General features: G+C 42.1%; 29 protein-coding genes. 12 read left to right on the plus strand and 17 right to left on the minus strand.

Going from position 1 to position 25,973, the window contains the following annotated elements; genetic code table 11:
* Positions 1 to 3: 3 nt before the first annotated feature.
* From HMPREF1116_RS08815 to HMPREF1116_RS08845, 7 genes are all read right to left on the minus strand, one after another.
* Positions 4 to 738: a segregation/condensation protein A gene (locus HMPREF1116_RS08815; RefSeq protein ID WP_000351876.1), complete on the minus strand. Its 735-nt coding sequence runs from the start codon at positions 736 to 738 to the stop codon at positions 4 to 6.
* Positions 738 to 1,472 (minus strand): site-specific tyrosine recombinase XerD, encoded by a 735-nt coding sequence (gene xerD, locus HMPREF1116_RS08820; RefSeq protein WP_001206659.1) that lies wholly within the window; start codon positions 1,470 to 1,472, stop codon positions 738 to 740. The genes HMPREF1116_RS08815 and xerD overlap by 1 nt, the downstream gene beginning before the upstream one ends.
* Positions 1,469 to 1,930 (minus strand): cyclic-di-AMP-binding protein CbpB, encoded by a 462-nt coding sequence (gene cbpB / locus HMPREF1116_RS08825; protein WP_000560702.1) that lies wholly within the window; start codon positions 1,928 to 1,930, stop codon positions 1,469 to 1,471. Before cbpB ends, xerD begins: the two co-directional genes overlap by 4 nt.
* Positions 1,927 to 2,448, minus strand: a complete 522-nt coding sequence (locus HMPREF1116_RS08830) for a metallophosphoesterase (RefSeq protein ID WP_001118959.1) — start codon at positions 2,446 to 2,448, stop codon at positions 1,927 to 1,929. The genes cbpB and HMPREF1116_RS08830 overlap by 4 nt, the downstream gene beginning before the upstream one ends.
* The gene (locus tag HMPREF1116_RS08835) at positions 2,424 to 3,395 is read right to left on the minus strand and encodes a nucleoside-triphosphate diphosphatase (RefSeq protein WP_000182423.1); all 972 of its coding nucleotides are present in this window, start codon (positions 3,393 to 3,395) and stop codon (positions 2,424 to 2,426) included. The genes HMPREF1116_RS08830 and HMPREF1116_RS08835 overlap by 25 nt, the downstream gene beginning before the upstream one ends.
* On the minus strand, positions 3,392 to 4,186 hold the full coding sequence (gene racE / locus HMPREF1116_RS08840; RefSeq protein WP_000370361.1) for a glutamate racemase: 795 nt from the start codon (positions 4,184 to 4,186) through the stop codon (positions 3,392 to 3,394). The genes HMPREF1116_RS08835 and racE overlap by 4 nt, the downstream gene beginning before the upstream one ends.
* Before the next feature lie 205 nt (positions 4,187 to 4,391).
* Entirely contained in the window at positions 4,392 to 4,637 is a 246-nt protein-coding gene (locus HMPREF1116_RS08845) for a YneF family protein (protein ID WP_001048970.1), read from the minus strand.
* 305 nt (positions 4,638 to 4,942) lie between these two features.
* Here HMPREF1116_RS08845 and HMPREF1116_RS11935 point away from each other — a divergent pair, with 305 nt between their 5' ends.
* Positions 4,943 to 10,096, plus strand: a complete 5,154-nt coding sequence (locus HMPREF1116_RS11935; protein WP_000361413.1) for an SIALI-17 repeat-containing surface protein — start codon at positions 4,943 to 4,945, stop codon at positions 10,094 to 10,096.
* Between the two features lie 182 nt (positions 10,097 to 10,278).
* Here the strand turns inward: HMPREF1116_RS11935 and der are convergent, their stop codons facing one another.
* The 5 genes from der to nrdR are packed head-to-tail and all read right to left on the minus strand — an operon-like array spanning position 10,279 to position 14,850.
* Complete coding sequence (der, locus tag HMPREF1116_RS08850) at positions 10,279 to 11,589, minus strand: ribosome biogenesis GTPase Der (RefSeq protein WP_000244010.1); 1,311 nt, start codon at positions 11,587 to 11,589, stop codon at positions 10,279 to 10,281.
* Between the two features lie 13 nt (positions 11,590 to 11,602).
* On the minus strand, positions 11,603 to 12,316 hold the full coding sequence (locus tag HMPREF1116_RS08855) for an NADPH-dependent oxidoreductase (protein ID WP_000140837.1): 714 nt from the start codon (positions 12,314 to 12,316) through the stop codon (positions 11,603 to 11,605).
* On the minus strand, positions 12,313 to 13,209 hold the full coding sequence (dnaI, locus tag HMPREF1116_RS08860; protein WP_000446520.1) for a primosomal protein DnaI: 897 nt from the start codon (positions 13,207 to 13,209) through the stop codon (positions 12,313 to 12,315). The genes HMPREF1116_RS08855 and dnaI overlap by 4 nt, the downstream gene beginning before the upstream one ends.
* Positions 13,210 to 14,376 (minus strand): DnaD domain protein, encoded by a 1,167-nt coding sequence (locus tag HMPREF1116_RS08865; protein WP_000803932.1) that lies wholly within the window; start codon positions 14,374 to 14,376, stop codon positions 13,210 to 13,212. It abuts the gene before it with no gap.
* Positions 14,377 to 14,850 carry a transcriptional regulator NrdR gene (nrdR, locus tag HMPREF1116_RS08870; RefSeq protein ID WP_001203674.1) on the minus strand — a complete coding sequence of 158 codons (474 nt, stop codon included), beginning with the start codon at positions 14,848 to 14,850 and terminating at the stop codon, positions 14,377 to 14,379.
* 139 nt (positions 14,851 to 14,989) lie between these two features.
* Here nrdR and HMPREF1116_RS08875 point away from each other — a divergent pair, with 139 nt between their 5' ends.
* From HMPREF1116_RS08875 to HMPREF1116_RS08885, 3 genes are read left to right on the plus strand one after another with little or no spacing between them, the layout of a single operon-like run.
* Positions 14,990 to 15,355: a GntR family transcriptional regulator gene (locus HMPREF1116_RS08875; RefSeq protein WP_000119158.1), complete on the plus strand. Its 366-nt coding sequence runs from the start codon at positions 14,990 to 14,992 to the stop codon at positions 15,353 to 15,355.
* 3 nt (positions 15,356 to 15,358) lie between these two features.
* Positions 15,359 to 16,054: an ABC transporter ATP-binding protein gene (locus HMPREF1116_RS08880; RefSeq protein WP_000173159.1), complete on the plus strand. Its 696-nt coding sequence runs from the start codon at positions 15,359 to 15,361 to the stop codon at positions 16,052 to 16,054.
* A gap of 15 nt (positions 16,055 to 16,069) precedes the next feature.
* Entirely contained in the window at positions 16,070 to 16,798 is a 729-nt protein-coding gene (locus tag HMPREF1116_RS08885; RefSeq protein ID WP_000498782.1) for an ABC transporter permease, read from the plus strand.
* Between the two features lie 33 nt (positions 16,799 to 16,831).
* On the opposite strand, the gene HMPREF1116_RS08890 is transcribed toward HMPREF1116_RS08885, so the two are convergent.
* Positions 16,832 to 17,527 (minus strand): LrgB family protein, encoded by a 696-nt coding sequence (locus HMPREF1116_RS08890; RefSeq protein ID WP_001288931.1) that lies wholly within the window; start codon positions 17,525 to 17,527, stop codon positions 16,832 to 16,834.
* The gene (locus HMPREF1116_RS08895; RefSeq protein WP_000781321.1) at positions 17,524 to 17,898 is read right to left on the minus strand and encodes a CidA/LrgA family protein; all 375 of its coding nucleotides are present in this window, start codon (positions 17,896 to 17,898) and stop codon (positions 17,524 to 17,526) included. The genes HMPREF1116_RS08890 and HMPREF1116_RS08895 overlap by 4 nt, the downstream gene beginning before the upstream one ends.
* A 282-nt stretch (positions 17,899 to 18,180) precedes the next feature.
* Between HMPREF1116_RS08895 and HMPREF1116_RS08900 the strand changes: the two genes are divergently transcribed.
* The 7 genes from HMPREF1116_RS08900 to queF all read left to right on the plus strand — a co-directional run bounded on the left by HMPREF1116_RS08900 (position 18,181) and on the right by queF (position 21,729).
* A complete protein-coding gene (locus HMPREF1116_RS08900) occupies positions 18,181 to 18,561 on the plus strand; it encodes a MarR family winged helix-turn-helix transcriptional regulator (protein ID WP_000221632.1) in 381 nt (126 codons plus the stop codon).
* 99 nt (positions 18,562 to 18,660) lie between these two features.
* Positions 18,661 to 18,882: a DUF4649 family protein gene (locus HMPREF1116_RS08905; RefSeq protein WP_000570260.1), complete on the plus strand. Its 222-nt coding sequence runs from the start codon at positions 18,661 to 18,663 to the stop codon at positions 18,880 to 18,882.
* Positions 18,883 to 18,896: 14 nt separating this feature from the next.
* Complete coding sequence (gene trxA, locus HMPREF1116_RS08910) at positions 18,897 to 19,211, plus strand: thioredoxin (protein WP_001029584.1); 315 nt, start codon at positions 18,897 to 18,899, stop codon at positions 19,209 to 19,211.
* Between the two features lie 202 nt (positions 19,212 to 19,413).
* Entirely contained in the window at positions 19,414 to 20,067 is a 654-nt protein-coding gene (gene queC / locus HMPREF1116_RS08915) for a 7-cyano-7-deazaguanine synthase QueC (RefSeq protein ID WP_000828781.1), read from the plus strand.
* Positions 20,067 to 20,510: a 6-carboxytetrahydropterin synthase QueD gene (queD, locus tag HMPREF1116_RS08920; protein WP_000464580.1), complete on the plus strand. Its 444-nt coding sequence runs from the start codon at positions 20,067 to 20,069 to the stop codon at positions 20,508 to 20,510. Before queC ends, queD begins: the two co-directional genes overlap by 1 nt.
* Positions 20,503 to 21,219: a 7-carboxy-7-deazaguanine synthase QueE gene (gene queE, locus HMPREF1116_RS08925; protein WP_000196473.1), complete on the plus strand. Its 717-nt coding sequence runs from the start codon at positions 20,503 to 20,505 to the stop codon at positions 21,217 to 21,219. Before queD ends, queE begins: the two co-directional genes overlap by 8 nt.
* 18 nt (positions 21,220 to 21,237) lie before the next feature.
* Positions 21,238 to 21,729 carry a preQ(1) synthase gene (gene queF, locus HMPREF1116_RS08930; protein ID WP_000082591.1) on the plus strand — a complete coding sequence of 164 codons (492 nt, stop codon included), beginning with the start codon at positions 21,238 to 21,240 and terminating at the stop codon, positions 21,727 to 21,729.
* Positions 21,730 to 21,786: 57 nt separating this feature from the next.
* Here queF and HMPREF1116_RS08935 read toward each other — a convergent pair whose 3' ends face one another.
* Positions 21,787 to 22,455 (minus strand): MIP/aquaporin family protein, encoded by a 669-nt coding sequence (locus HMPREF1116_RS08935; RefSeq protein ID WP_000847597.1) that lies wholly within the window; start codon positions 22,453 to 22,455, stop codon positions 21,787 to 21,789.
* Positions 22,456 to 22,676: 221 nt separating this feature from the next.
* Here HMPREF1116_RS08935 and HMPREF1116_RS08940 point away from each other — a divergent pair, with 221 nt between their 5' ends.
* Positions 22,677 to 23,441: a (S)-acetoin forming diacetyl reductase gene (locus HMPREF1116_RS08940; RefSeq protein ID WP_000048146.1), complete on the plus strand. Its 765-nt coding sequence runs from the start codon at positions 22,677 to 22,679 to the stop codon at positions 23,439 to 23,441.
* A gap of 101 nt (positions 23,442 to 23,542) precedes the next feature.
* Here HMPREF1116_RS08940 and HMPREF1116_RS08945 read toward each other — a convergent pair whose 3' ends face one another.
* Complete coding sequence (locus HMPREF1116_RS08945; protein WP_001265626.1) at positions 23,543 to 23,986, minus strand: thioredoxin domain-containing protein; 444 nt, start codon at positions 23,984 to 23,986, stop codon at positions 23,543 to 23,545.
* A gap of 183 nt (positions 23,987 to 24,169) precedes the next feature.
* The gene (gene pepF / locus HMPREF1116_RS08950) at positions 24,170 to 25,966 is read right to left on the minus strand and encodes an oligoendopeptidase F (RefSeq protein ID WP_000435535.1); all 1,797 of its coding nucleotides are present in this window, start codon (positions 25,964 to 25,966) and stop codon (positions 24,170 to 24,172) included.
* Positions 25,967 to 25,973: the final 7 nt, after the last annotated feature.

The raw sequence follows: 25,973 nt of genomic DNA on the forward strand, positions 1-25,973 counted from the left end.
CTATCAAGCTTGACTCTGCTCTACTTGATTTTCCTCATTCTTTTTCAGGAGATAGATATCTCCAAAGCTCTCTTTTTGAATCAAGAGAATTTCTTGGGTTTTAATCAACTCCAAAGTTGCTAAAAAGAGTGTGATGACCTCTTGTAAATCCTTGGTTTCTTTAAACAAATCCTGCAAGCATAATTGCTCACCTTCAACCAAGGCTTCTCGGACGATAACCATCATATCCTCAATCTTATACTCATCTCGTAGAATAGTTGTATGATTTTGCGAGAATTCTTCCTTTTTCTTGGCAAGTAAGTTTGAAAAGGTTAAGAAAAGATCAATCGTCGTCTTATCATGCACAAGTTCAGCATCCTCATAAATCAACTCTGTCGGCGCTTTTGAGTAATATCGAGCTCGTTCTTGATGCTTCACTTCCAACTGCTCTCCCAAAAGTTTAAACTTACGGTATTCTTCGATTTGAGAAAGGAGGTCCTGCTCCAGATCATCCTCTAGGTCCGTCACTTCTGCAACCTTGGGCAAGAGCTTGCGACTTTTGATCAGCATAAGTTGGCTAGCCATGACCATGTATTCGCCTGCGACTTCCAAACGCATGGCTTGTAAGGTCGAGATATAGGCTAGATATTGCTCGATAACCTCTGTAATCGGTACATCATAGATATCCATCTGGTACTTTGAAACCAAGTGTAGGAGCAAGTCCAAAGGCCCTTCAAAATCTTTTAATTTAATATCCATTATCTATATTTTTCTAAGGTCATGACTGTCTTTAATCCTAATTTTTTAGCGATTTCGTACAAGTCAACCTTTTCTTCGATTTGTCTTAATATAAACTGTTCTCTCAATCCTTGAGCAGATAAATCTGAAAAACCTTTTTCCTTTAAAAAAGCTTCCAACTGACGAAAAGCCCATTGACGAGAGTAGGGTTTCCCGGCTTTTTCAAAGAGATAGGTCTGCCCCATCAAGGGCTCTAACTCCGCAAGCAGGTTTGTATGAAGGCTCAAGATTCTTTGTTGAGAAGCTTTATTGACTCTCAACACTTGAAAATCTAGATTCACATCACTTGTTTTTAAGGCTAAAATTTCACTTGGTAAGAGACCCAATTCAACTATCAGTAAGGCCAACAAGCGTCCCTCTGGATAGGTACTTTCTTGCCAGAAAGAACTGAGGTCTAAAAGTTCTGACTGAACTTGCTTTTTCTCAGCCTGTTTCGGCAATTCTAAACGATAAAAGGTGTCAATTTTCCCCTTCTGGTATAAAAAGTAAAGAAATTGATTGCAAGCAGAAACCTTACGCTTTTGGGCACTGATTTTAAACTGAGATAGCTGAGCTTGGTAGATTTTTAAACTTGTCTCAGAGATTCGTTCTCCCACAAGATCTAAAAACTGCTCCAAGTCATACTTATAGGATTGCTTAGAATTTACAGACAAACCTTGTTTTTCTTCTAAAAATGCTGAAATTCCTTCTCTCATTTGCTTCGAATCTCATATTCCTTACTAAAATCATGCAAGAGAGCATTGACAGCCTTAAGGATAGACTTCCGTGTGATAATGCCTTGGAAGATACCATCCTTATCAACGACTGGTAGGAAAGACTCATCCACTAGCTTATGTAAAACATCCGTCAGTGTATAGTCTGGACTGACAACTGCTACGTCCTTCTTGGTCATGTGTACGATATCCGTATCTGACATGGCTTCCTGACTCAAGCCCTGCTCCATCTGGTAGGCCAGAATGTCTCTAAGTCCAATGGTTCCGACAAATTCTTTCTCATCAGTCACTACTGGCACTCTGGTATAGGTCATCTGGCTAAGGAGGAGAGTTGCATGATCTGCATTGTGGGTATCAATGAGCACAGCCAAATTTTCAGCAGGAGTTAAAAAGGTTTCCTCTTGCTCCAGTAAAAACTGTTCAAACTCTTTGGCAATCATCGAGCAAACTCCTTGGATAAGCCTGGATAGACCTCATGGTTACGTGTCAAAAAGTCCACTTTAAAGTAACTATCATCAATCTCTACACGGGCGTAAAGACATTCTCTGATAGTTCCACGTGGTTGACTGATAGAACCAGGATTTAGGAAGAGGGTCTTCCCTTCCATCCAAGCATTTGGAACATGCAAGTGCCCATAAAGACAGATATCTGCATCTTCCTCTTGAGCCCAAAAATCAAGCTTTTGGAAATTAAAGTTAATATCAAATAAGTGCCCATGAGTCTGGATGATCTTAGTTGGACCTAATTGAGTCACTAAACGTTCTGGGTAATCTGAGTAAAAATCCATGTTTCCTCTGACTACCTGGATTCCTTCCCAGAGTGGTGAATCTGGGCGAAGTTCCGAGTCACCATCGTGAAAAATAGCATCGACTTTCCCCAAATAGCGGTTACGGATTTCTTCTACAATCAAGCTATCTCCGTGGGAGTCACTCATTACAATGATGGTTTGCTTTGCCATGATGGAAATACCTCCAAAAGTTTCTTAACGGCTAAGGCACGGTGGGATTGACTATTTTTTTCTTCGAGGGTTAATTCAGCTGATGATTTACCAGTTTCTCCTACTAAGAAGAGCGGATCATAACCAAAACCATTTTCACCCTTAGGTTCAAAGTTAATATAACCTGGCCAGTCAGCTTCGACAACCAAGCTTTCCTTACCTGGGCTAGCTACGACCAGGGTGGTGTGGAATTGTGCCGAACGGTCCTTGAGTTCAAAGACCATAGCCAACTCGTGCAAGAGTTTAGCATTATTTTCTTGGTCAGTAGCCCCTACTCCTGCGAAACGAGCTGACCAGACACCTGGTAATCCACCGAGGACATCAACTTTAAGACCAGAGTCATCAGCTAAAACCATCTTGCCTGTTAATTTAGAGATAGTTTCAGCCTTGAGGCGAGCATTTTCTTCAAAGGTCATACCAGTTTCAGCAACTTCAGGTAGGTCTGGATAATCATTTAGATTTTCTACGTCATAGCCCAGTTTGTCAAAGATCGCACGAAATTCCTTGGTTTTACCCTCGTTACGAGTTGCAATCAACAAGGTTTCTCTGACTTTATTTGTCTCGAAAAAGTCTTGAACATTTACTCCTTCTTTTGGCAATTCGACATGCAGAAGTTGTCCATTTTCAACTAAGAGCAAGGCACCCTGACGTTGAATGACTTCCAAGTTTCGGTCCGCTTCTTGGTTGAGAATATCTACCACAAAAGAGAGTAAGCGATAGGCTGAACCGTATCGTAAAACAGTGACTGAAAGCGGAAATCCTCGCTCCTCATCTCCAAATATTTTGGCGAATTGGAACAGGGGAAAGTTTAACTCATCATCCGTCAAAGTCCGAATGCCGCCAAAAACACTGTAGGAACCTACATACCAGTCCTGGTCGTCCTTGTATTCATAAATTTTATTTGTCATAATGTTACATGCTCCACATGAATCTCTTTTTCCAGCCATTCTGCACCAATCTGGGCAAAACTCTGACTATTTGCTGTTGTGTAAAAACGGTGTTGTAGCGGTCCTGCATCACGGCTACGATTGATTTCAAAATAATTGAGCAAGACTGAGATGTCCCGCACGCACTCGGCTCCACTATCGATGAGTTTTACATCTGGTCCCATCACATTTTGAATGATGGGACGAAGAAGCGGATAATGGGTACAACCCAAAATCAGGCTATCCACCTTTCCAACCAAGGGACGCAGGGTTTCATAAACCACTTTCTTAGTTACACTAGTTGATAAGGCACCAGACTCCACCAAGGGAGCAAACTTAGGGCAAGCCAAGCTTTCCACTTGTAAATCTGGGTCTAGATCATGAATCTTTTGTCGATAAATATCTGATTTTACCGTCATCGGGGTTCCAATCACACCGATCTTCCCACCCTGACTCGCTTTGATAGCTGCTGATGCACCAGGCAAAATCACACCCAGCACCGGAATATCCAACTTAGCTTTAATCTCTTCCCAGACGACTGCCGTTGCTGTATTACAAGCAATGACAATCATCTTAACATCCTTGGTCAAAAGAAAGTTGACCAGCTGCCAAGTATATTCACGAATCTGCTCAGCAGGACGGGGACCATAGGGAGCCCGTGCAGAATCTCCAATATAGACGATTTCTTCATGAGGAAGCTGGCGCATGAGTTCACGCACAACCGTCAAGCCCCCGACACCCGAATCCAAAAAACCAATCGGTCGATTATCCATACAGTCTTCTTTCTAGTATTTTTTCTGATTGATAGTTCATTATCATTACATTTCTTCCTGAAATTTCTGACAGACTGGGTAGCTCCCGACTGTCTCCCTCTTAATCATAATCAAATATCAATAGAATGCAAGGAAAAAGTCTTGTCTCTAAATATCAGTCAAACATAGTGAGAAGTCTGGAACTTTCATCCCAGACTTTTCCTATTTATTTCTTTTTATTGTTAGCAAGGGCTGCTTTTTGTTGGCGAATGATTTGGTGGTAAACTTGTTGTACTTTAGCTTCGCTTGGCTTTTGACCGTTTGCACTTAACAGAGTACGAACTGCTTCTGCGTTCAAACGTGGGTTATCCGCAAATTCTTTTTCGATTTGCTTGCGCACCAAGTACATACCTCCAAGAGCTCCTCCTAGAAAAGCTAAAAGAATCAATACAATTGCTAAAATAAGGTTCATAACATTTCTCCTGTTTCTTTTTGAATCTTCTATATTATACCATAAAGTCCCACGCCTGACTAGTTTGAGTTACGCTTTCATAAGGGTTGGTAATTACTCAGATTATTTTTTATCTCTGATCTTTTTCAATAGAATTAAAAAGAACTAAAATTTGGTAAAATAAAGTCATTTTTCCCGAAAGCCCTTGCAATAGTTTTGTTTATTTGTTATATTAAGATTATCTGAAAAAATCACACATATTTCTGCAAGACTTATTTTTTTAAAAGAGAATGTATGCGCTTACAGATTTAAGAAAGGAGAATTTTGTGGATAAGAGATATTGGGAAAAATCCTGTAAGTATAGCATCCGCAAATTAAGTGTCGGAGCTGCCTCTGTTTTACTTGGAGCTGTGTTTTTAGCAGCACAGGGTGTTGCTGCTGATGGTGTCGATATTACGGAAAGTGAGGCAACAATTACTGAAACCTCTGCTAAACCGGATACGAAGGTAGAGGAAGTTCTTGTTTCTAACACAGAGACTCAGCCTGTAGCTGAATCAGCTGAAAAGCAAACAAAGCCAGAGGCAGAACTACCTCAAACTAGTAGTCAGTCAGAGACAAGTGCTGCTACCGCCCCTGCTGACAATAAGGAGAGTGAGAAACCAGAACTTCCTGTGAACAAGCAAGAACATTACGAATTACATTACAACCAACCAACTGCTCCTTCCTATGATGGATGGGAAAAACAAGCCCTCCCAGTCGGAAATGGGGAAATGGGTGCCAAGGTTTTCGGACTCATCGGTGAAGAAAGAATCCAGTACAACGAAAAAACACTTTGGTCTGGAGGCCCACAGCCAGATAGTCAAGATTACAACGGAGGAAACTACAAGGACCGCTACAAAGTCTTAGCCGAAATTCGTAAGGCCTTAGAAGACGGTGACCGTCAAAAAGCCAAACAACTAGCAGAGAGAAATTTGGTTGGGCCAAACAATGCCCAATACGGTCGCTACCTAGCCTTCGGTGATATCTTCATGGTCTTTAATAACCAAAAGAAGGGCTTGGAAAATGTTACTGACTATCATCGTGGCTTAGATATTTCTGAAGCTATCACAACTACCTCCTATACTCAAGACGGGACAAGTTTCAAACGAGAAACCTTCTCTAGTTATCCAGATGACGTCACTGTTACCCATTTGACTAAAAAGGGAGATAAGACGCTTGATTTTACCCTTTGGAACAGCTTGACTGAAGATTTGATTGCTAATGGAGATTATTCTTGGGAGAATTCTAAATACAAACAAGGAACTGTCAGTGTAGATTCTAATGGTATTTTACTCAAGGGAACTGTCAAAGACAACGGTCTTAAATTTGCCTCTTATCTTGGTATCAAGACAGATGGACAAGTTACTGCTCAAGATGGTTATTTGACAGTTACAGGAGCAAGTTATGCAACACTGCTACTTAGCGCCAAGACTAATTTTGCTCAAAATCCGAAAACCAATTACCGCAAGGATATTGATGTAGAAAAGACTGTCAAATCTATCGTCGAAGCTGCTAAAGCCAAAGACTATGAGACTCTGAAAAATGACCACATCAAGGATTACCAAAGTCTTTTCAATCGTGTTCAACTAAACCTCGGTGGTAGCAAGTCTAATCAAACTACAAAAGAAGCTCTTCAAACCTATAATCCAACAAAAGGACAAAAACTAGAAGAACTCTTCTTCCAATACGGACGTTACCTACTGATCAGTTCTTCTCGTAACCGGACAGATGCCCTCCCTGCAAACTTGCAAGGAGTCTGGAATGCTGTAGATAATCCACCTTGGAACTCAGACTACCACCTCAATGTCAACCTACAGATGAACTATTGGCCTGCCTACATGAGTAATCTCGCAGAAACAGCTAAGCCAATGATTAATTATATTGATGACATGCGTTACTATGGCCGTATCGCTGCCAAGGAATACGCTGGTATCGAATCCAAAGAAGGTCAAGAAAACGGTTGGTTGGTTCATACTCAGGCGACACCATTTGGCTGGACTACTCCTGGCTGGAACTACTATTGGGGTTGGTCTCCAGCTGCCAATGCTTGGATGATGCAAAACGTCTATGACTACTACAAATTCACCAAGGATGAAACTTATCTTAAAGAAAAGATTTATCCAATGCTCAAGGAAACTGCTAAGTTCTGGAATTCCTTCTTGCACTACGACAAGGCTAGTGACCGTTGGGTTTCTTCTCCATCTTACTCGCCAGAACATGGAACTATCACGATTGGGAATACCTTTGACCAATCTCTAGTTTGGCAGCTCTTCCACGACTATATGGAAGCAGCCAATCATCTGAAGGTCGACCAAAACTTGGTGACAGAAGTGAAGGCTAAATTTGATAAGCTCAAACCACTTCACATCAACCAAGACGGCCGTATCAAGGAATGGTACGAAGAAGACAGCCCGCAATTCACTAACGAAGGTATTGAAAACCATCACCGCCACGTTTCTCATTTGGTTGGACTCTTCCCAGGTACTCTATTTGGCAAGGATCAACCTGAATATCTAGAAGCTGCACGTGCAACCCTAAACCACCGTGGAGATGGTGGAACTGGTTGGTCTAAGGCCAATAAAATCAACCTCTGGGCTCGTCTCCTAGATGGAAATCGTGCCCACCGTTTGTTGGCAGAACAGCTCAGATCCTCAACTCTAGAAAACCTCTGGGATACGCATGCTCCTTTCCAAATTGATGGAAACTTTGGTGCAACCAGCGGTATGGCAGAAATGCTCCTTCAGTCTCACACAGGCTACATTGCCCCATTACCAGCCCTTCCAGATGCATGGAAAGACGGGCAAGTCTCAGGCTTAGTTGCTCGTGGTAACTTTGAAGTCAGCATGAAATGGAAAGAGAAAAATCTTGAAACGTTATCTTTCCTTTCTAATGTCGGTGGAGATTTAGTCGTAGACTATCCAAATATCGAATCTAGTATTATCAAGATTAATGGCAAGGAAGTTCAAGCTAGTCGCCTCAAAGATAACCGTATCCAACTTGCGACTCAAAAAGGTGATGTCATTACCTTTGAAAACTTCCCTGGACGAGTGACTCGCTTATCAGCCCTTCGAAAAGATTCCGCCACAGCTGAACTCGACTTTAACACAGTTGAGGGAGCAAGTCATTATGTCATCCGACGAGAAAGCAAGGATGAAAACAGTCAAACTCCTAGCGTTCGTGAGTTTATCACCAACCAAACTCACTTCATCGATCGCTCGATTGATTCTAGCCATGCCTATACTTATACCGTTAAGGCTATGCTAGGGGATCGTACAACACCAGTTTCAGATGTTGCTTCTATCGATGCCTTCAGTGAGTTGATGGATGACCGTGACAAGCGCATCCAGTACGGTTCAGCTTATGGAAACTGGGCTGACTCAGAACTTTTTGGTGGAACAGAGAAATACGCCGATATCTCAAATGGAAATTACTCCGATAAGGATGCGACTGCAACTATTCCATTCAATGGACCAGGTATTGAAATTTACGGTCTCAAGTCATCTCAATTGGGACTTGCCGATGTTAAAATTGATGGCAAATCTGTTGGAGAACTTGACTTCTATACAGCAGGAGCAACTGAAAAGGGTGTATTAATAGGCCGTTACACAAATCTATCTTCAGGTTCTCACCTCATGACCATCACTGTTAAACGCGAACATAAGGGACGAGGAAGTGAACGCTCAAAAATTTCCTTAGATTACTTCAAGGTTTTTCCAGGACAAGGAGCAACTGTTGAGAAAATCGACGACCGTGACCCTCGTATCCAGTATGGTTCCATGTTTAAGGATTGGAGCGATGCAGAACTCTATGCTTCTACAGAAAAATACGCTGACATCAACGCTGATGATAGCCTCGCTTCTGAAGCCACTGCAACCATTCCATTCTCTGGAACAGGTATCCGAATCTATGGATTAAAAACAGCATCGCTAGGCAAGGCACTTGTCACACTGGATGGAAAAGAGATGCCAGCTCTTGATTTCTACACTCCGGGAGCGACTGAAAAAGGTGCATTAATTGGCGAATTTACCAATCTAGCAGATGGCGATCACGTTCTTACTTTGAAAGTAGATCCGAATTCTCCACAAGGGCGAAAGAAAGTTTCTCTCGATTCCTTTGATATCTTAAAAGCTCCGTCCGTGTCACTCGATAGTCCAAGCCTTGACCCTATTAATTCCAAAGATAAAACTGTTACCTTAACCCTACCAACTGGCAATTGGGATGGAGTCGCTGTGACCTTCCCTGGTATCAAAGATCCTCTTCTACTCAGAAAAGTCGATGATGACCATCTTGTCACATCAGGTGAACAAACTGTTCTAACTATTAAGGATAACAAGGTCCAACTAGACATTCCTGAGGCTACAGATCGTAAAGCTGGTAATTCGATAGAAGCTTATGCCATCCAAGATACAACAACTACTAGTCCTGTTGTAACTGTCTTTCCTAAGGACGAAACTGCTCCAGTTGAAGAAAAAATCCTTACAAGCAAAGGGGAGGAGCCTGCTCCAGTAGTAACCATTCCTGAGTACACAGATTCTATTGGTACTGCTGGGGAGCAGGAGGCACCTACTGTGGAAATTCCTGAATACACTGGTCCTATCGGAACAGTTGGGGATCAAGAGGCACCTACTGCGGAAATTCCTGAATATACTGGTCCTATCGGAACAACTGGGGAACAGGAAGCGCCTACTGTGGAGAGACCTGAATATACCAAACCTATCGGAACAGTTGGGGATCAAGAGGCTCCTACTGCGGAAAGACCTGAATATACCAAACCTATTGGAACAACTGGGGAACAGGAGGCTCCTACTGCGGAAAGACCTGAATATACCAAACCTATTGGAACAGGTAGTGGTCAAGCCGCGCCAAGTAACACGGCTCCTGAGTTTAAACTCAAAGTATTGAAAGACAAGACTACAAGAGTTCAAGTTATTAGTGGCACAACTGAACTAGGAGGCGCAAGCTACCTCGACAGTCAAAAAGTTGAAAATAAAGAACTCTTGGGCAAGAAATACGATGCTTACGCTCTTCAACTTAAGGATAAAGATGGACAGCCAGTTCAACCAAAAGGTGCTGTACTCGTTCGACTACCAGTATCCGGTGATATTCAAGAACTGTATCAATTAACTTCAACAAATGAATTAAAACCACAAGAATTCACCATTCGAGATGGTATGATTGAGTTTATTACTTTTGACGTGAGCACCTACGCTATTGTTTACAAGACAGAAGGCTCAACTGTTAAACCTGTACCAGCTCATGCGGAAGAAAGAAACCTAGAAACCACAAAACCATTGGTTGAAAGTAATGAAGCCAATGATCAGGTCTCTACGAATGACAAACAACTCCCAGCCACAGGTGAACAAGCTAGCCCTCTCCTCTTTATGGCAAGTCTCAGCCTAGCCTTATCGGCTACCTTCTTACTAAAAGGTAAGAAAGATTAAACATTGTCCCCCTAGGAATATAGATTTATTCCGCTATAAAAAAGGATGGAAAATCATTCCATCCTTTTTCTATTTCAATAATATACTACAAATCAAATCCTATTCACATCTTTTGCAAATGATTTGGTGGGGTAGATAAGTGGTAGAACAAGCCTTGATGTTCTACCGTTTTTTTATAATCACTACTTCCGTTTTCTTGCGATCAGGTGAATCGGTGTTCCTTCAAAGACAAAGGCCTTGCGGATTTGATTTTCCAAGAAACGTAGGTAAGAGAAGTGCATGAGTTCTTCTTCGTTGACAAAGATGACAAAGGTTGGTGGTTTGGTTGCCACTTGAGTCGCATAGAAGATCTTGAGGCGTTTCCCTTTGTCTGTCGGCGTTGGGTTGATGGCAATAGCATCCATAATCACATCATTCAAGACAGCTGATGGAATACGGGTATTTTGACTCTCGCTGATTTGCTTAATCATCTCAGGTAACTTGTGGAGACGTTGCTTGGTCAAAGCGGATACAAAGATAATCGGTGCGTAAGGCAGGTATTGAAACTGCTCACGGATATCCTCTTCCCAGTTTTTCATGGTGTGGTTATCTTTTTCAAGCGTGTCCCACTTGTTGACCACGATAATCATCCCCTTACCAGCTTCGTGGGCAAATCCAGCGATACGCTTGTCATACTCACGAATACCTTCCTCGGCATTAAGGACCATCAAAACTACATCTGAACGGTCAATAGCACGCATAGCACGCATAACCGAGTATTTCTCAGTATTTTCATAGACTTTACCTGACTTACGCATACCAGCCGTATCAATCATGGTAAACTCTTGGCCGTCCGCATCTGTAAAATGGGTATCAATGGCATCACGAGTGGTACCAGCGACAGGGCTGGCAATGACGCGATCTTCTCCCAAAATGGCATTAATCAAGCTAGATTTTCCAACATTTGGACGACCAATCAAGCTGAATTTAATAACATCTGGATTTTCTTCTTCGACTTCATGCGGGAGATTTTCCACAATAGCATCTAGCACATCCCCTGTCCCGATACCATGAACAGATGAGATTGGTAGCGGTTCCCCCAAACCTAGAGCATAGAAATCATAGATATCATTTCGCATCTCTGGATTGTCAACCTTATTAACGGCTAGGATAACTGGTTTATGAGTTTTATAAAGTTTACGGGCAACATATTCGTCCGCATCTGTAATTCCTTCTTTACCAGACACGACAAAGACGATAACATCTGCTTCTTCCATGGCAATTTCTGCCTGGTGCTTGATTTGTTCCATGAAAGGCGCATCGACATCATCGATCCCTCCAGTATCAATCATACTAAAAGAACGGTTAAGCCACTCACCCGTGGCATAGATACGATCTCGCGTTACACCTTCAACATCTTCTACGATTGAGATGCGCTCTCCCGCGATACGGTTAAATAGGGTTGATTTCCCAACATTGGGACGTCCCACAATGGCAACAGTTGGTAAGACCATGTTTTCTCACTTTCTACAATAACTTCTTCTGCTCAAGATTTTCACGAGTCGAGCTTGGTTCTGGATTGCCGAATTGCTCTGCCAAACGTTGACTCCAAGTTGTAGTCGCACGCGCACCTGCATATTCAGTCTGTACTCGGTCATAAGCTTCGATTGCCTCAGCTGACTGCTCTTGGTATTCTTCCTCAAAGGCAACATTCTCAAGTGGCAATCTTGGTTTTACATCATGCTTTTGATTTGGCACACCTAGTGCAATCCCAAAGACTGGATAGGTATAGTCAGGAAGCTTGAACAATTCTGCTAATTCAACAGACTTGTAACGCACCAAACCGATGATCACTCCTCCGTAGCCTAGGCTTTCTGCCGCAAGCAAGGTATTTTGCCCAGCAAGCGCAGCATCTACTGAAGTGATGAGGAGTCCTTCCACCCCTTGAGGTTGGAATACATCCGTATGGAGACGAGCCCCTTTTTCTGCACGGTTTAGGTCACCGACAAAGAGCAGAAAGGCAGCAGACTGGCGAATCGCTTCTTGAGGAACTAACTCAAATAAGGCATCCTTCTTTTCTTGACTTCTAACTACAATCACAGAATAGGATTGGAAATTTTTCCAAGAAGAAGCCATTTGTCCTGCAGACAAAATGGTATTTAAATCTTCTTGGGGAATCTCTTGCTCCTTAAATCTACGCACTGAAGTATGAGCCTTCATTAATTTGATTGTTTCTGTCATCGACGGTTTTCTCCTTTTAGTTGTGTTTCTTCAGCAAGGTAACGGATACGTTCCATGACACGTCTGGCTTCCCAAGTTTCGTCATTTCCGTTCTTGCCTTTTGCAAAATGTTTTTCCAAATCTTCAAAATTGAAGTTTGAAGTAAAGAAAGTCGGTAAATCTTCCTGCATGCGATACTGAAGAATCACCTGCAAGATTTCATCACGGACCCACGGTGTTGATTGCTCAGCACCGATATCATCCAAAATCAGAACTTCTGCCAGCTTGATTTCATCTACCAAGGTTTTGACAGAGCCATCCCCAATAGCATTTTTGACATCAATGACAAAGCTCGGATAGTGGAGCAGAGTTGTAGATACTCCACGTTTTTCAGATAAATCATGGGCTAGGGCAGCTACCATGAAACTTTTACCCACACCAAAGTCTCCATATAAGTAGAGACCTTTTCGGATAGTTGGATATTGTTCCACAAAGGCTAGGAGCTTTTCAAAAACGGACAAGCGCCCCAAATCATCCAAATCTACTTGAGCTAGGCTAGCTTTTTTAAGACTAGCTGGAAGATTGATTAGCTTGAGACGATTTTTAATCGCCGCTTCTTTTTCTGCCGCGATTAGCTCTGGAGTCTCTTCATAAGAGACATCTGCATAGCCATGGTTCATGACTAGGATAGGCTTGTAGCCACGCGCGATATAGTCTGTATCTCCTCGGAGGAACTTATCTCTCTCAGTGATATATTGGTTAAACTTGGAAATACTACGGTTCAACTCCTCCTGACTGAGAGATTCTTTCTGGATAAAGGCCGCAACATCAGGGTCTTTCACAATTTGCTGGACCAAATCTTGATACTGAAATCGGCTTGGTTGACGCTTGAGTACGTCTCCGACACTTTCCATCTAGTCTCCTCCTTTTTCTAATCGAGCTAACATTTCTTGTTTCTTACGTTCTAGTTCTAAGCGAGTTTCTTCGCTCGTTTCATTCTTATATTCAGGGTTGCTCCATTTAGGCACATTGGTTTTTACTGGGGCAGTCTGATTCTGCTTTTGCGTTTTTGCTTTTTGGCCACGTTCACGAATACGAAGGACAGCCTCCTCGGCACTACGGATATTTTGATAGGCGTAGTCATTAGCCACCTTCATGGCGTATTTTTCATTGATATTGGCTGAATCAACCTTATTAAAGGTCAGGAGCAGGATAACATTGATCACTTCATCCAGCAAGCCCAAGGCTGCCATCTGCTGGAGCAGGTCCCGTTCAGTCTGGGTAATACTTCCCTTGCGAGTCTGCTTGATTTCAGCAAGGAACTGCAAGGCTGTCTTTTTCTTAGCCTCTCGGATAATGGTTGCTTCCTTGGGACTAAAGTCAGAAGTCACAGGCTTTTGCTCTATCTTTTCACGGATGCGTTTGACAGAAATCACTTGCGACACTGCTGTCGCTTTGGCTACTTGATAAGTCTCAAACCAGGTCCACTTCTGCTCGTCTGCTATTGCAAACAAGGCCAAAACATCCGAAGTCTCATCTTGAAAACGAAGACCATCGCGAGCCATAAGCTGACGGAAATGCTCCAAATCAAAATCATCTGCTGCTGGCTGACTGCTAGAGGTTTCTTGACTCACAGACTCAGATAACTGAGGAAAGATTTGACTCAAGGACACCGAGATCGGTTTCCCTTCAACACCTTCCTGTCTCATGGCTGCAACCGCACTATCCCCAATCATTTTTTCTAACAAGGTCCGATAAACTGTATGTTGTAAAAATTCTTGAGTTGATAAGGGAGAATGGAGTAACAAGTTATAGGCCTCCCCCTGCTGATAGAGGGTCACCAATTTCATGGCTGTCAGAGTTTTAAAAGCCTTTAAAAGGGTATCCATCCCAAAATTCAGATGATTGAGCATGGCTGCAAAGAGATGCTCCTTTTGACCACCGTCCCAAAAAGTCACAGCATAAAGATAGAGGCTCAGCGCCTCCTGACCGATAATCGGGAGGTAGCACTGCACCATTGATGAGGTATCTTGCGACACCCGATTATTCTTTACAAAAGAAAAACGGTCATTTGGCTTCATTTATTTTTCCTTTTTCTTTTTAGAGGATTGTGTGATCTGCTGGAGTAGGCTTTCAAGCTCACTCACATCCTTAAAGCTACGGTAAACACTGGCAAAACGTACATAAGTAATCTCATCTAACTCTGCCAACTCTTCCATAACCAAAGAGCCAATAACCTCACTCTGAATTTCATTTTCATTGCGACTACGGAGTTTTTGTTCGATGCGATTGACCACCATGCCAATTTCATCACTGGACACTGGACGTTTCTGGGCTGAACGAATAATCCCGTTAAAGATTTTATCTCTTGAAAATTGTTCCCGTGTACCATCTTTTTTGACCACAACTAGTGTTCTCTCTTCAACACGTTCATAGGTTGTAAAACGATGCTGACACTCTTCACACTCACGTCTTCTTCTGATTGTATTTCCTTCTTCAGCCTGGCGACTATCGATCACACTTGATTTTGTAGCGCCACATTTTGGACAACGCATGCCTTTCCCTCCTTGTCGTTTTCTTTTCATTATACCATTTTTTAAGAGATTCCCAAAATAATTCTCCTTTTGGCTTGACAAGTTTTTTGTTTTGTTGTATTATTGAATTAACACAAAGGTAAATAGAAAGGAGATCGTGATGTCTTGGACATTTGATAACAATAAACCCATTTATTTGCAGATTATGGAGAAAATCAAATTGCAGATTATTTCCCATAAACTCAAGCCCAATCAACAGCTTCCAACCGTTAGAGAATTAGCAAGCGAGGCAGGGGTCAATCCCAACACCATCCAGCGTGCCCTATCGGACTTGGAGAGAGAAGGCTTTGTCTATACCAAGCGAACATCTGGACGCTTTGTCACAGAGGATTTGGACTTGATCCTCCAATCCCGTAAGCAACTGTCAGAAGAACAGCTGCAACAGTTTGTAACAGGCATGGTAGAATTCGGCTATGAAAAAGAAGAACTACCGACTGTTTTGAGAGATTATATTGAAGGAGTTTAAACTATGACCTTGTTAGCATTTGAAAATGTGTCAAAATCCTATGGAGCAAGTCCTGCTCTTACAAATGTTTCCCTTGAAATTCCAGCTGGAAAAATCGTTGGCCTCCTTGGCCCAAACGGTTCTGGAAAGACAACCTTGATTAAACTAATCAACGGCTTGCTACAACCAGAGGAAGGGCGTATCCTTATCAACGGTATGGAACCAAGCCCAGCAACTAAAGCGATTGTTTCTTATCTCCCTGATACGACCTACCTCAACGAGCAGATGAAGGTCAAGGAAGCTCTCACTTATTTCAAGACCTTCTACCAAGATTTCAATCTGGAACGTGCTCAAGGTCTCCTTCGTGACCTTGGCATTGATGAAAATAGCCGTTTCAAGAAACTCTCAAAAGGAAACAAAGAAAAGGTTCAGTTGATCCTTGTCATGAGTCGTGATGCTCGTCTATACGTTCTTGATGAACCAATCGGTGGTGTCGACCCAGCAGCTCGTGACTATATCTTGAACACCATCATCAACAACTACTCTCCAACTTCAACTGTCTTGATTTCAACCCACTTGATTTCAGATATCGAACCAATCTTGGATGAGATTATCTTCCTAAAGGATGGAAAAGTCGTCCGTCAAGGAAATGTTGATGATATTCGCTATGAGTCTGGAGAGTCTATCGACCAACTCTTCCGCCACGAATTCAAAGCCTAGTTAAAGGAGATTATTATGTTTTGGAATTTAGTTCGTTATGAATTTAAAAATGTTAACAAATGGTATTTAGCCCTCTATGGTGCTGTGTTGGCTCTTTCTGCCCTTATCGGGGTTCAAGCTAGTTCCCTAAAATCCATTGATACACCTGATCAACAAATGATTATGTTAGTTTTTCTGGCTCTAGTTTTTGGTGGACTAATCATTACCTTAAGTATTTCAACCTTGATTTTGATCATCCGTCGCTTCAAGGGTAGTGTCTACGATCGTCAAGGATACCTAACTCTCACACTCCCCGTATCTGAGCACCAAATCATTTTATCCAAACTTTTGGGTGCTTTCATCTGGTCTCTGGCGAGCTCATTAGTCTTTATCTTGAGTATTTATATCATTTTAGTTCTGACTGGTGCAAACTTCCTTGATATCTTTTCTCTCGAATACCTCTTTAAATTTTACATGGATAGTTTCTGGCTTTCTGTGATTTCATTCATCCTTAGCACTGTAGCAAGCATCCTTTGCATCTACTTGTCTATTTCAATTGGACAGCTCTTTAATGAATACCGTACAGCCCTCGCTGTCTTAGCCTATATTGTTATCCACATAGTCCTTGGATTTGTCGACATGTTTAGTCCAAGCTTGAATTATAGCATGATGATGTCCGCTGAAATCTTTAAAGACCTAATCCTCAGCGCAGCCTTCTATCTCGGAACCTACTATATCTTGAAGAATAAAGTTAATTTGCAATAAAAAATGCCCAGCTACTAGAGCTGGGTTTTTGCGTTAACTTAAAATCAAATTAGCTACAATAGGACTCACAAATACATAGAGAATACCCGTAACACCGATGGCTAGTCCTCCCATAGCACCTGCAACTGGTCCATAGCGAAAGGCCGTTCCAGTTCCAACGGCGTGACCTGTTCCACCCAGGGCTAATCCAGCAGCTACTGGATCGTCTATTTTTAGCCATTTTAGAAGTGTTGGTCCGATTACACTGGTCAAAATACCAGTCGCTACGACAACTACTAGGGTCACTGTAGTCAAGCCTTGCAACTTTTCTGTAATTCCTACTGCCATAGCGGTCGTTACTGACTTAGGAAAGAGGGAAATAGCTAGGAAAAAGTCCATGCCAAAGATTTTTGCGACTAGAGCGGTAAAAGTGGTATTGACGATGACAGCTAGAAAGCTACCCAGCAAAATACTCCTAACATGATGCTTCATCAAGTGGAAACTCTTATAGAGTGGAATTCCTAGAGCCACTGTTGAAGGAACAATCAAGTTATTAAGATAAACCCCACCTTGGTAGTAATCTTGGTAGGAAATGCCAGTTACCTTTAGAAAGATAATTATAAAAATAGCTGATAGCAACAAGGGAGTCGTTAAGGGATGAGGATAGCGTCTGAAAATCATCATTCCCCCAAGATAGGCTAAGATTGACAAAGCAATCCCAAATAGGGGATTGGATACAAATTCGCTCATTTAGCACCTCTTTCTTCGTAGTCACCTTCATAGCGTTTTTTGATAAATTGAACCACAAGCGCAATCAAGATGATATTAATCACTGCTGCAAAAAAGACAATCAAGACAATCGGCAGAAGATAGGGAGCAATCACATCAAATTTTTCCATAATTCCAACCGCAGGAGGTAGAAAGAGAATAGTCATGTTGGCTAGGAGAAAATTTCCAACCATGTTGACATGGCGAATGCGCAGCCACTTGAACTGCAAGGCTAGAAACAGAATAATCAAGCCGATGATACTTCCTGGTATGGGCAAATGAAAAAAACTGGAGATTCCTTCACCGATTAAAGAAATCACAAAGAGAATCATTAATTGAACATATAATTTCATCCTAAACTCCACGAAATAGACTTCTTGCATACCAGTTTACTCTTTTTTCGGAAAATTTCAAGGAAATGCACAAGAGTTGATGAAAATTAGAGAAGAAAGGGGATACAGGCAATTGAAGACTAGCATAAACAGGCGTGATATAGGATGAAAGATTTTAGCGTCCTTCTTGCCAGCATCCTTGAAAAGTAGTATAATTATTGCATGCGCAATCATCTTGTGATGCAGAGATTGTCCGTGAATGGACTTTCTTCTATTTATGACTCTAAAAAGAAAGGAGATACTATGACCTATTTAGAAAAATGGTTTGACTTCAATCGTCGGCAGAAAGAAATTGAAAGTCTCTTAGAAGAGACCATTGCCCAGCAGAGTGAACAAAGTCTGACCTTGAAAGAGTTTTACCTGCTCTACTATCTGGACTTGGCCCAAGAAAAATCTCTACGACAGATTGATTTGCCTGATAAACTTCATCTGAGCCCGAGCGCTGTTTCTCGGATGGTGGCTCGTTTGGAGGCTAAAAATTGCGGTCTACTTAGTCGCAGATGTTGCGATCAAGATCGACGCTCTAGCTTTATCTGCCTAACAAGTGATGGGCAAAAGACCCTGGCCTCACTACAAAAGGCTGTCGAAGAAAGCTTGGAAACTGGTTTGGATTTCTTGATTTAAGATGATTTTTTTAAAAAAACTTGCGTGCGCAAGCAATTTTCTTGACATTCCTTTTTCCAAGGAGTAAAATGAAGATATAATTTAGCAAAGGAGAATCCTATGATTGAAATCACTTATCTTGATGCCAGCAAGCAAGAGAGAACCATGACCTTCGAGTCATACGAAGAATTTGAACGTTCTCAACAGGCCTGCCTGATTGGTGTCGCAGACTACTACCCTGTCCAAAAAGTAACCTACAAGGGGCATGATTTGGACTACCATGGGACTTATGGAGATGTCTTCTTCTATCTCATGAAACAAGATTTAAGCCAATATAATTAAAAAGGAGAAATACTATGGCAAAAGCAATTACAGATGCAACATTCGAACAAGAAACTAAAGACGGATTGGTCTTGGTAGACTTCTGGGCAACTTGGTGTGGCCCATGTCGTATGCAAGGTCCAATCTTAGACAAATTGTCTGAAGAACTTTCAGAAGATGTCTTGAAGATTGTTAAAATGGACGTTGATGAAAATCCAAATACAGCTCGTTCATTTGGTATCATGTCTATCCCTACTCTTCTTTTCAAAAAAGATGGACAAGTGGTGAAGCAAGTTGCTGGTGTTCACACTGCAGAACAAATCAAAGCTATCGTTGCTGAATTAAGCTAATCAAAGGAGAGACCAAGTGCATTCATTTGGTTTCTTTTTTCTTGCCCTTTGCCATTTTTCAAAAAATATGCTAAACTGTAACTAGAATATCACGATGTTTGGGACATGCCATCGCTAAAAAAAACCTATACTTGGTATTTTTTAGCTCCCTCTAGGGAGCTTTTTGCGTGCTCTGAACATTTCCCATTTTGGAAGGAGTACTATGAAACGTCAATCAGCCTTGGTCGTCTTTAGTGGTGGTCAAGATTCAACAACCTGCCTTTTCTGGGCCAAGCAACACTATGAAAAGGTCGAAGCCGTTACCTTTGCCTATGGCCAACGTCACCATCTCGAAATTCAAGTGGCTAAAGAAATCGCTGAGGAACAAGGAATTCGTCATCATATCCTAGATATGTCTCTGCTAGGACAAATTACTGAAAACGCCTTGACTTCCGATCTAGAAATTGAGCAAAAAGAAGGAGAGGTGCCTAATACCTTCGTTGACGGTCGCAATCACCTCTTTCTGTCCTTTGCTGCAGTCCTTGCCAAGCAGCGTGGAATTACGGATATTGTGACAGGAGTATGTGAAACAGACTTCTCAGGTTATCCTGACTGTCGGGATGTCTTTGTCAAATCACTCAATGTCACGCTCAACCTTGCCATGGATTACGACTTTGTGATCCAAACACCTCTCATGTGGCTAGACAAGGCTGAAACTTGGGAATTAGCCGACCAACTCGGTGCCTTTGACTATGTTCGTGAAAAGACCTTGACCTGCTACAATGGGATTATTGGTACTGGTTGTGGAGATTGTCCTGCCTGCCATCTACGCCAACATGGTTTAGAGGTTTATCTCTCTCAGAAAGGAGAGGCCTGATGTTTTTTGCCCCCAAAGAAATCAAACAAGAAACTGGGGAGTCCCTTGTCTACAATCCTCACAGAACCTTAGTCTCAAAAGAATTTACCTTTGATGCTGCCCACCACCTCTTTCACTATGAGGGGAAATGCAAATCCCTGCACGGCCATACCTATCATCTGCAAATCGCTGTCAGTGGATTTTTAGATGAACGTGGAATGACCTACGATTTTGGGGATATCAAACAAATCTACAAGGACTACTTAGAACCCCACTTGGATCATCGCTATCTCAATGAAACCCTGCCCTACATGAATACGACTGCTGAGAATATGGTTTACTGGATTTTCCAAACCATGAACCAAGAGTTGCCAGAGGAGCGCGGTCTTCGCTTGGAATATGTTCGCCTCTATGAAACTCCGACTGCCTTTGCGGAGTTTAGACGGGAGTGGTTAGATGACTAGGGAACGTGTACTTAAATTACCAGTTCTAGAAATTTTTGGCCCAACATTTCAAGGTGAAGGTCGTGCTATCGGCCAGAAAACCATGTTTGTCCGCACTGCTGGTTGCGACTACCACTGCGACTGGTGCGATTCTGCCTTTACATGGGATGGCTCTGAAAAACCAACTCGCATGACGGCTGACGAAGTAATCGCTGAGTTAGATAAGCTAGGAAGCTACGACTATGTAACCCTATCTGGTGGAAATCCTGCTATCCTAGCAGCCAACATGGCCGAACTCGTCACCAAGCTCAAGGAACGTGGTGTTACTCTGGCTGTTGAAACCCAAGGCTCCCGCTGGCAACATTGGTTGAAAAACATCGACCAGGTCACCTTGAGTCCCAAACCTCCTTCATCCAAGATGGAAGTCAACTTTGAAACCTTGGACTTTATCGTTTCTCAACTAGACCCAGACAAGGTCACCTTTAAAATCCCTGTCTTTGATGATGCAGACCTAGCCTTTGCCAAAGGCATTCAAGAACGCTACCAACCAGATGTCCTCTTCTTATCGGCGGGAAATCCTGAGCCCAAGGCTACAGGCAATATTGTCCAAGACCAACTAGACCGCCTCAAAGAACTCTGGGAACTCGTCGCTGCTGACGATAGCTGGGGCAATGTTCGCGTCCTTCCACAACTCCATACCCTCCTCTACGATAACCAACGTGGTGTTTAAGATTAGAAAGAAAAAATCATGTCACAACAAGAAGAAATGAAAAACCTAAGCCTACTGGGCAATAAAGAAACTACCTACATCTTTGACTATCAACCAGAAGTCCTCGAATCCTTTGACAATCGTCATGTAGAAAATGACTATTTCATCAAATTCAACTGCCCTGAATTTACCTCACTGTGCCCAATCACTGCGCAGCCAGACTTTGCAACGATTTATATTTCCTACATTCCTGACAAGCTCTGTGTCGAGTCAAAATCCCTTAAACTCTACCTCTTTAGTTACCGAAATCATGGGGATTTTCACGAAAACTGTATCAACACCATCGGAAAAGACTTGGTCAACTTGCTAGACCCTCGCTATTTAGAGGTGTGGGGGAAATTTACACCTCGCGGTGGTATTTCAATTGACCCTTACTACAACTACGGTAGACCTGGAACCAAGTATGAAGGCTTGGCAGAACAACGCCTCTTCCAACATGACCTCTATCCAGAGAAAATTGACAACCGCTAAACAGATATAAAAAAGCCCTGTTCCTCATCATGAGGAGCAAGGCTTTTTGAGTTTCAATTATTCTTCAGTTCCAAGGAAGTTTTTAGCAACAAGAGCTGCAAGAACTCCACCAACGATTGGTGCAAGGATGAAAATCCAAACTTGTTGAAGAGCTGCGCCACCTACCAAGACAGCAGGAGCCAAACTACGAGCAGGGTTTACTGAAAGTCCAGTGATGTTCAAGCCAGCTAGAATCAAAGCTGTCAATGACAAACCAATCACCAAACCAGCGATTGCGCCATTACCTTTGCTTGCTGATGTTACAGTCATGATGACCAAAACAAACAAGAAAGTTGCGATTGTTTCAAACAAGAAACCACCATAGACAGTTACGCCGTTTGCCAAGACATTTTCACCAAGACTTGCAATTGACATACCTGAATTTGCCAAGAGGAACAATACAGATCCAGATGCGAGGAAAGCACCAACCACTTGACCAAGGATGTAGTTTACAAGCTCTGAAGATGACAAACGTTTGTTTACAAACATAGCGATAGAAACAGCTGGGTTCAAGTGAGCACCTGAAACAGTTCCGATTGAGAAGGCTGCGACTACGATTGCCAAACCAAAAGCAAGAGCAATTCCAAGGTGTCCAAGTCCTTCAACACCATTTCCAAAAACAACAGCTCCTGTTCCGATGAACACAAGCATAAATGTACCGATTAATTCAGCAACAAATGTTTTCATGTTAAATCTCCTTTTTTCAAACTATGTATTAGTCTATCAGAAGAAGGAAAGGGTTTCAAGAAATGTGCTTGGAAAATAGGCATTTGTTTGACACAAATTTCACAAAAGTATATACTAAAAGTGATAGGACTTCTTTTAGAATCTATCACAACTCACTTACAACCCTTTGCTGTTCTTTTATGAACGTTTGAATGGTATCACGGATACCGAGGAGGAATCATATGTCTAAAGTAGCTATCGTTACAGGTGCAGGTCAAGGGATCGGTTTTGCAATCGCAAAACGCTTGGTTCAAGATGGTTTTAAGGTTGGAGTTTTAGACTACAACGCTGAAACAGCTGAGAAAGCAGTTGCTGAATTGTCAGCAGACAAAGCTTTTGCTGTTGTAGCTGATGTGTCTAAACAAGCAGAAGTTGCTGCAGCTTTCCAAAAAGTTGTCGATCATTTCGGAGACTTGAATGTTGTTGTAAACAATGCTGGTGTCGCTCCTACTACACCTCTGGATACAATTACAGAGGAACAATTCGCTCGCACATTTGCTATTAACGTCGGTGGTGTGATTTGGGGAGCACAAGCTGCTCAAGCTCAGTTCAAAGCACTTGGTCACGGTGGTAAAATCATCAATGCTACTTCTCAAGCAGGTGTTGTTGGAAATCCAAACTTGACTGTTTACGGCGGTACAAAATTCGCTGTTCGTGGTATTACTCAAACATTGGCGCGTGATTTAGCAGAGTCAGGTATCACTGTCAACGCTTATGCTCCAGGTATCGTTAAAACACCGATGATGTATGATATCGCTCATGAAGTTGGAAAAAATGCAGGAAAAGACGATGAATGGGGTATGCAAACATTCGCAAAAGATATTACATTGAAACGTCTATCTGAACCAGAAGATGTGGCTGCAGCAGTTAGCTTCCTCGCTGGACCAGATTCAAACTACATTACAGGTCAAACCATTATCGTTGATGGTGGTATGCAATTCCATTAAGATTCATAAAAAGAGGTTGGAAAATCATCCAACCTCTTTTAGCATCTCTACGATTCCAATTTTCGGAGTCGTTTTTTGTCATTTATAATAATTCTTCAGAACTATTCATTCTTTAAAAATGAAAGGATTTCTTCAAGACTAGCGGAACTTCCTTGCTCTAAATAGCGTGATTTACTACCATTTTGATAGACTGAAAGATTCGGAACCGTTTGGATATCCATTTCTTTTGCAAAGGCTGTAATCTCATCCTTTTCATCAGAAGCACTATCCAAATAATAGACCGTTTGGTGACTTTTTTGAATCGCTAGAGCCAAATTGGGCACAAACTTTTGACAGTAGGGACAGGATTCTCTTCCAATGTAGACGACAAACTCATCGCCATTTGCAAGTTTGGAGCGCATTTCTTTCATATTGATTGCTTTGGTATACTGAACAGCCTCCTGATAAGTTTTTGGAAGAACAGGTTGACTGAATTTCCAGACCATAAACAAAATCGGCATAGCAATTCCAATGATAAACAAGCTAAGTTTTTTATTGACACGCACTAGTATCTCCGTCCTTTTCTAAGTATTTTCCCAAGTCTAATCGCCCACGACAAGATATATAAAATCCAACCGATAGATCTGTAATGATGCACAGTCTGAAGACAAAGTCTTCAGCAAACTTTATGAAATAAATGTCATTCTAAAATCTCAACAATATAACTCTATTGTTGCACTTTTATGATTTTATTCTCCCAACTGGGCACTGTAGGCGATAATTTGGTCAACCGTATCAGACAAAAATTGAATGGTATCACGGAGTGGTTTATCTGTTGAAATATCCGCTCCAATAATCATAGCTGACTCAAGTGGTGTTTTGCTACCACCTGATTTGAGGAGATTGAGCCAGTCTTCAGCTCCAGTTTCTGATTGTTTCAGATGGAGATAACCAGCAGTTGAAATTACAAGACCGGCAGAGTAAGTGTAACTATACAAGCCCATGTAATAGTGAGCTTGGCGCATCCAAGTCAGTGCTGCATCATCATCAATCTCAATAGCATCTCCCCAGAAGTCAGTCAGGACTTCCTTCATAATACTGTTGAGTTTGCTTGCCCCAAAGGTTTCTCCTTCTTCAATCAGTGTATAAACCTTACGTTGGAAGGCTGCTTCCAAGAGGTGGGTGATAAAGTTATGGAAGTAGGTATCTGTCAAGCGGTGAGCAAGAGCGAATCGTTTCTGACGTGGATCATCAGACTGCTGTTCCAAGTAATCGCTGAGAAGCAATTCATTGAAGGTTGACGGTGCTTCGACATAGTAGGTCGACATGTGGGCATTAAAATAGCTTTGGTGATTGTCAGAAAAGATGAATTGACCAGAGTGCCCGATTTCATGAATCAAGGTATAAACATCGCTCAAACGGCCTGTCCAACTCATGAGGACATATGGATGCACACGGTAGGGATCAGCTGCATAGCCACCAGAATCCTTGCCACTATTGGCAGCAAAGTCAACCCAGCGCTCTTCTTGATAGCGAGCAATTTCTTGACAATATTCTTGCCCCAATGGTGCGACTGATTTCATGACCAAATCGTAGGCATCAGCAATGCTAACCTCTGGATTAAGAGCACTGTCCAAGTCCAATTTCCAGTCCGCAAAGGTCATCTTTTCAAGACCATTGACCTTGGCAACATGCTTGAGGTATCTCTGAGCGACTGGCGCAAAGTCCTTCATGATGAGGTCAATCTGGCGATCAAACATAGCACGATCTACTTCTTGTTCAGCCAAAAGATAGTCAAATACTGAGTCATATCCCTTCATATCTGCCAAGAGTTTTTCAGACTTGACTTGGGCTAGATAAGCTGCCGCAGCTGTATTTTGGTGCTTACGTAGTCCTTCTGAGAAGGAACGGAAGGATTTCTCACGGACTTCAGCATCCTCGTGATTTTGGTAGAAATTTTCATAAGTCACAAAACTGTTTTTGTAGGTCTTACCATGGGCTTCAAAGTCAGCCATTTCAAAATCTCCAGCTCGCATTTTAGTATAGATATCCTGTGGACTGTAGAAAACTTCACCCAGATTAGTCAAGGCCTTTTCCACATCCGCCCCAAGATAGTGGGCTTTTTTGATTTTGACTTGACGAATGGCTGCTGTCAAATGTGGCAATTCACCCAAACGGTCCAAGACTTCTTCATCTGCTTCTACCAAGGCGTCATCAAAGAAAGTTAAGGCGACACTGGCATCTGTCTCAAAGTCCATTCCAGCTTTGGCGATATTGGCAAAATCTTCATTACCATAGTCTGTCGTCTGAGGCATAAAGGCATAATTACCGATATGACTCATCTGAATGTAGATTTGCTCCAATTCCGCAAAAGCTTTCTCGAAATCTTCAAAAGTATGAAGATTGCCCTTGTAATCTCGACTAAATTGATTGATGTCTTCACGCGCCTTCTCTATCGCACGCAAGAAGTCCTCACGGTCTTGATATAGGGCTGTCAAATCCCAAAGTTCCTTTTCAGGAAATTCTGAACGGTGTTTTTGTTCCATCTTTTTC

Source organism: Streptococcus sp. SK140 (assembly GCF_000259525.1).
In the GTDB taxonomy this organism is placed as follows: Bacteria; Bacillota; Bacilli; order Lactobacillales; family Streptococcaceae; genus Streptococcus.

What these genes read in the sequence shown, in the direction of transcription:
- trxA (WP_001029584.1), top strand. Translation starts at nt 18,897, where the DNA reads ATGGCAAAAGCAATTACAGATGCAACATTCGAACAAGAAACTAAAGAC.
- queE (WP_000196473.1), top strand. Translation starts at nt 20,503, where the DNA reads ATGACTAGGGAACGTGTACTTAAATTACCAGTTCTAGAAATTTTTGGC.
- queF (WP_000082591.1), top strand. Translation starts at nt 21,238, where the DNA reads ATGTCACAACAAGAAGAAATGAAAAACCTAAGCCTACTGGGCAATAAA.
- pepF (WP_000435535.1), bottom strand. Translation starts at nt 25,966, where the DNA reads ATGGAACAAAAACACCGTTCAGAATTTCCTGAAAAGGAACTTTGGGAT.
- queD (WP_000464580.1), top strand. Translation starts at nt 20,067, where the DNA reads ATGTTTTTTGCCCCCAAAGAAATCAAACAAGAAACTGGGGAGTCCCTT.
- HMPREF1116_RS08900 (WP_000221632.1), top strand. Translation starts at nt 18,181, where the DNA reads ATGACCTATTTAGAAAAATGGTTTGACTTCAATCGTCGGCAGAAAGAA.
- HMPREF1116_RS08885 (WP_000498782.1), top strand. Translation starts at nt 16,070, where the DNA reads ATGTTTTGGAATTTAGTTCGTTATGAATTTAAAAATGTTAACAAATGG.
- HMPREF1116_RS08890 (WP_001288931.1), bottom strand. Translation starts at nt 17,527, where the DNA reads ATGAGCGAATTTGTATCCAATCCCCTATTTGGGATTGCTTTGTCAATC.
- xerD (WP_001206659.1), bottom strand. Translation starts at nt 1,472, where the DNA reads ATGAGAGAAGGAATTTCAGCATTTTTAGAAGAAAAACAAGGTTTGTCT.
- HMPREF1116_RS08875 (WP_000119158.1), top strand. Translation starts at nt 14,990, where the DNA reads ATGTCTTGGACATTTGATAACAATAAACCCATTTATTTGCAGATTATG.
- HMPREF1116_RS08855 (WP_000140837.1), bottom strand. Translation starts at nt 12,316, where the DNA reads ATGACAGAAACAATCAAATTAATGAAGGCTCATACTTCAGTGCGTAGA.
- HMPREF1116_RS08940 (WP_000048146.1), top strand. Translation starts at nt 22,677, where the DNA reads ATGTCTAAAGTAGCTATCGTTACAGGTGCAGGTCAAGGGATCGGTTTT.
- der (WP_000244010.1), bottom strand. Translation starts at nt 11,589, where the DNA reads ATGGTCTTACCAACTGTTGCCATTGTGGGACGTCCCAATGTTGGGAAA.
- HMPREF1116_RS08815 (WP_000351876.1), bottom strand. Translation starts at nt 738, where the DNA reads ATGGATATTAAATTAAAAGATTTTGAAGGGCCTTTGGACTTGCTCCTA.
- HMPREF1116_RS08895 (WP_000781321.1), bottom strand. Translation starts at nt 17,898, where the DNA reads ATGAAATTATATGTTCAATTAATGATTCTCTTTGTGATTTCTTTAATC.
- nrdR (WP_001203674.1), bottom strand. Translation starts at nt 14,850, where the DNA reads ATGCGTTGTCCAAAATGTGGCGCTACAAAATCAAGTGTGATCGATAGT.
- HMPREF1116_RS08880 (WP_000173159.1), top strand. Translation starts at nt 15,359, where the DNA reads ATGACCTTGTTAGCATTTGAAAATGTGTCAAAATCCTATGGAGCAAGT.
- HMPREF1116_RS08845 (WP_001048970.1), bottom strand. Translation starts at nt 4,637, where the DNA reads ATGAACCTTATTTTAGCAATTGTATTGATTCTTTTAGCTTTTCTAGGA.
- HMPREF1116_RS08865 (WP_000803932.1), bottom strand. Translation starts at nt 14,376, where the DNA reads ATGAAGCCAAATGACCGTTTTTCTTTTGTAAAGAATAATCGGGTGTCG.
- dnaI (WP_000446520.1), bottom strand. Translation starts at nt 13,209, where the DNA reads ATGGAAAGTGTCGGAGACGTACTCAAGCGTCAACCAAGCCGATTTCAG.
- HMPREF1116_RS08905 (WP_000570260.1), top strand. Translation starts at nt 18,661, where the DNA reads ATGATTGAAATCACTTATCTTGATGCCAGCAAGCAAGAGAGAACCATG.
- cbpB (WP_000560702.1), bottom strand. Translation starts at nt 1,930, where the DNA reads ATGATTGCCAAAGAGTTTGAACAGTTTTTACTGGAGCAAGAGGAAACC.
- HMPREF1116_RS08935 (WP_000847597.1), bottom strand. Translation starts at nt 22,455, where the DNA reads ATGAAAACATTTGTTGCTGAATTAATCGGTACATTTATGCTTGTGTTC.
- HMPREF1116_RS08835 (WP_000182423.1), bottom strand. Translation starts at nt 3,395, where the DNA reads ATGACAAATAAAATTTATGAATACAAGGACGACCAGGACTGGTATGTA.
- queC (WP_000828781.1), top strand. Translation starts at nt 19,414, where the DNA reads ATGAAACGTCAATCAGCCTTGGTCGTCTTTAGTGGTGGTCAAGATTCA.
- racE (WP_000370361.1), bottom strand. Translation starts at nt 4,186, where the DNA reads ATGGATAATCGACCGATTGGTTTTTTGGATTCGGGTGTCGGGGGCTTG.
- HMPREF1116_RS08830 (WP_001118959.1), bottom strand. Translation starts at nt 2,448, where the DNA reads ATGGCAAAGCAAACCATCATTGTAATGAGTGACTCCCACGGAGATAGC.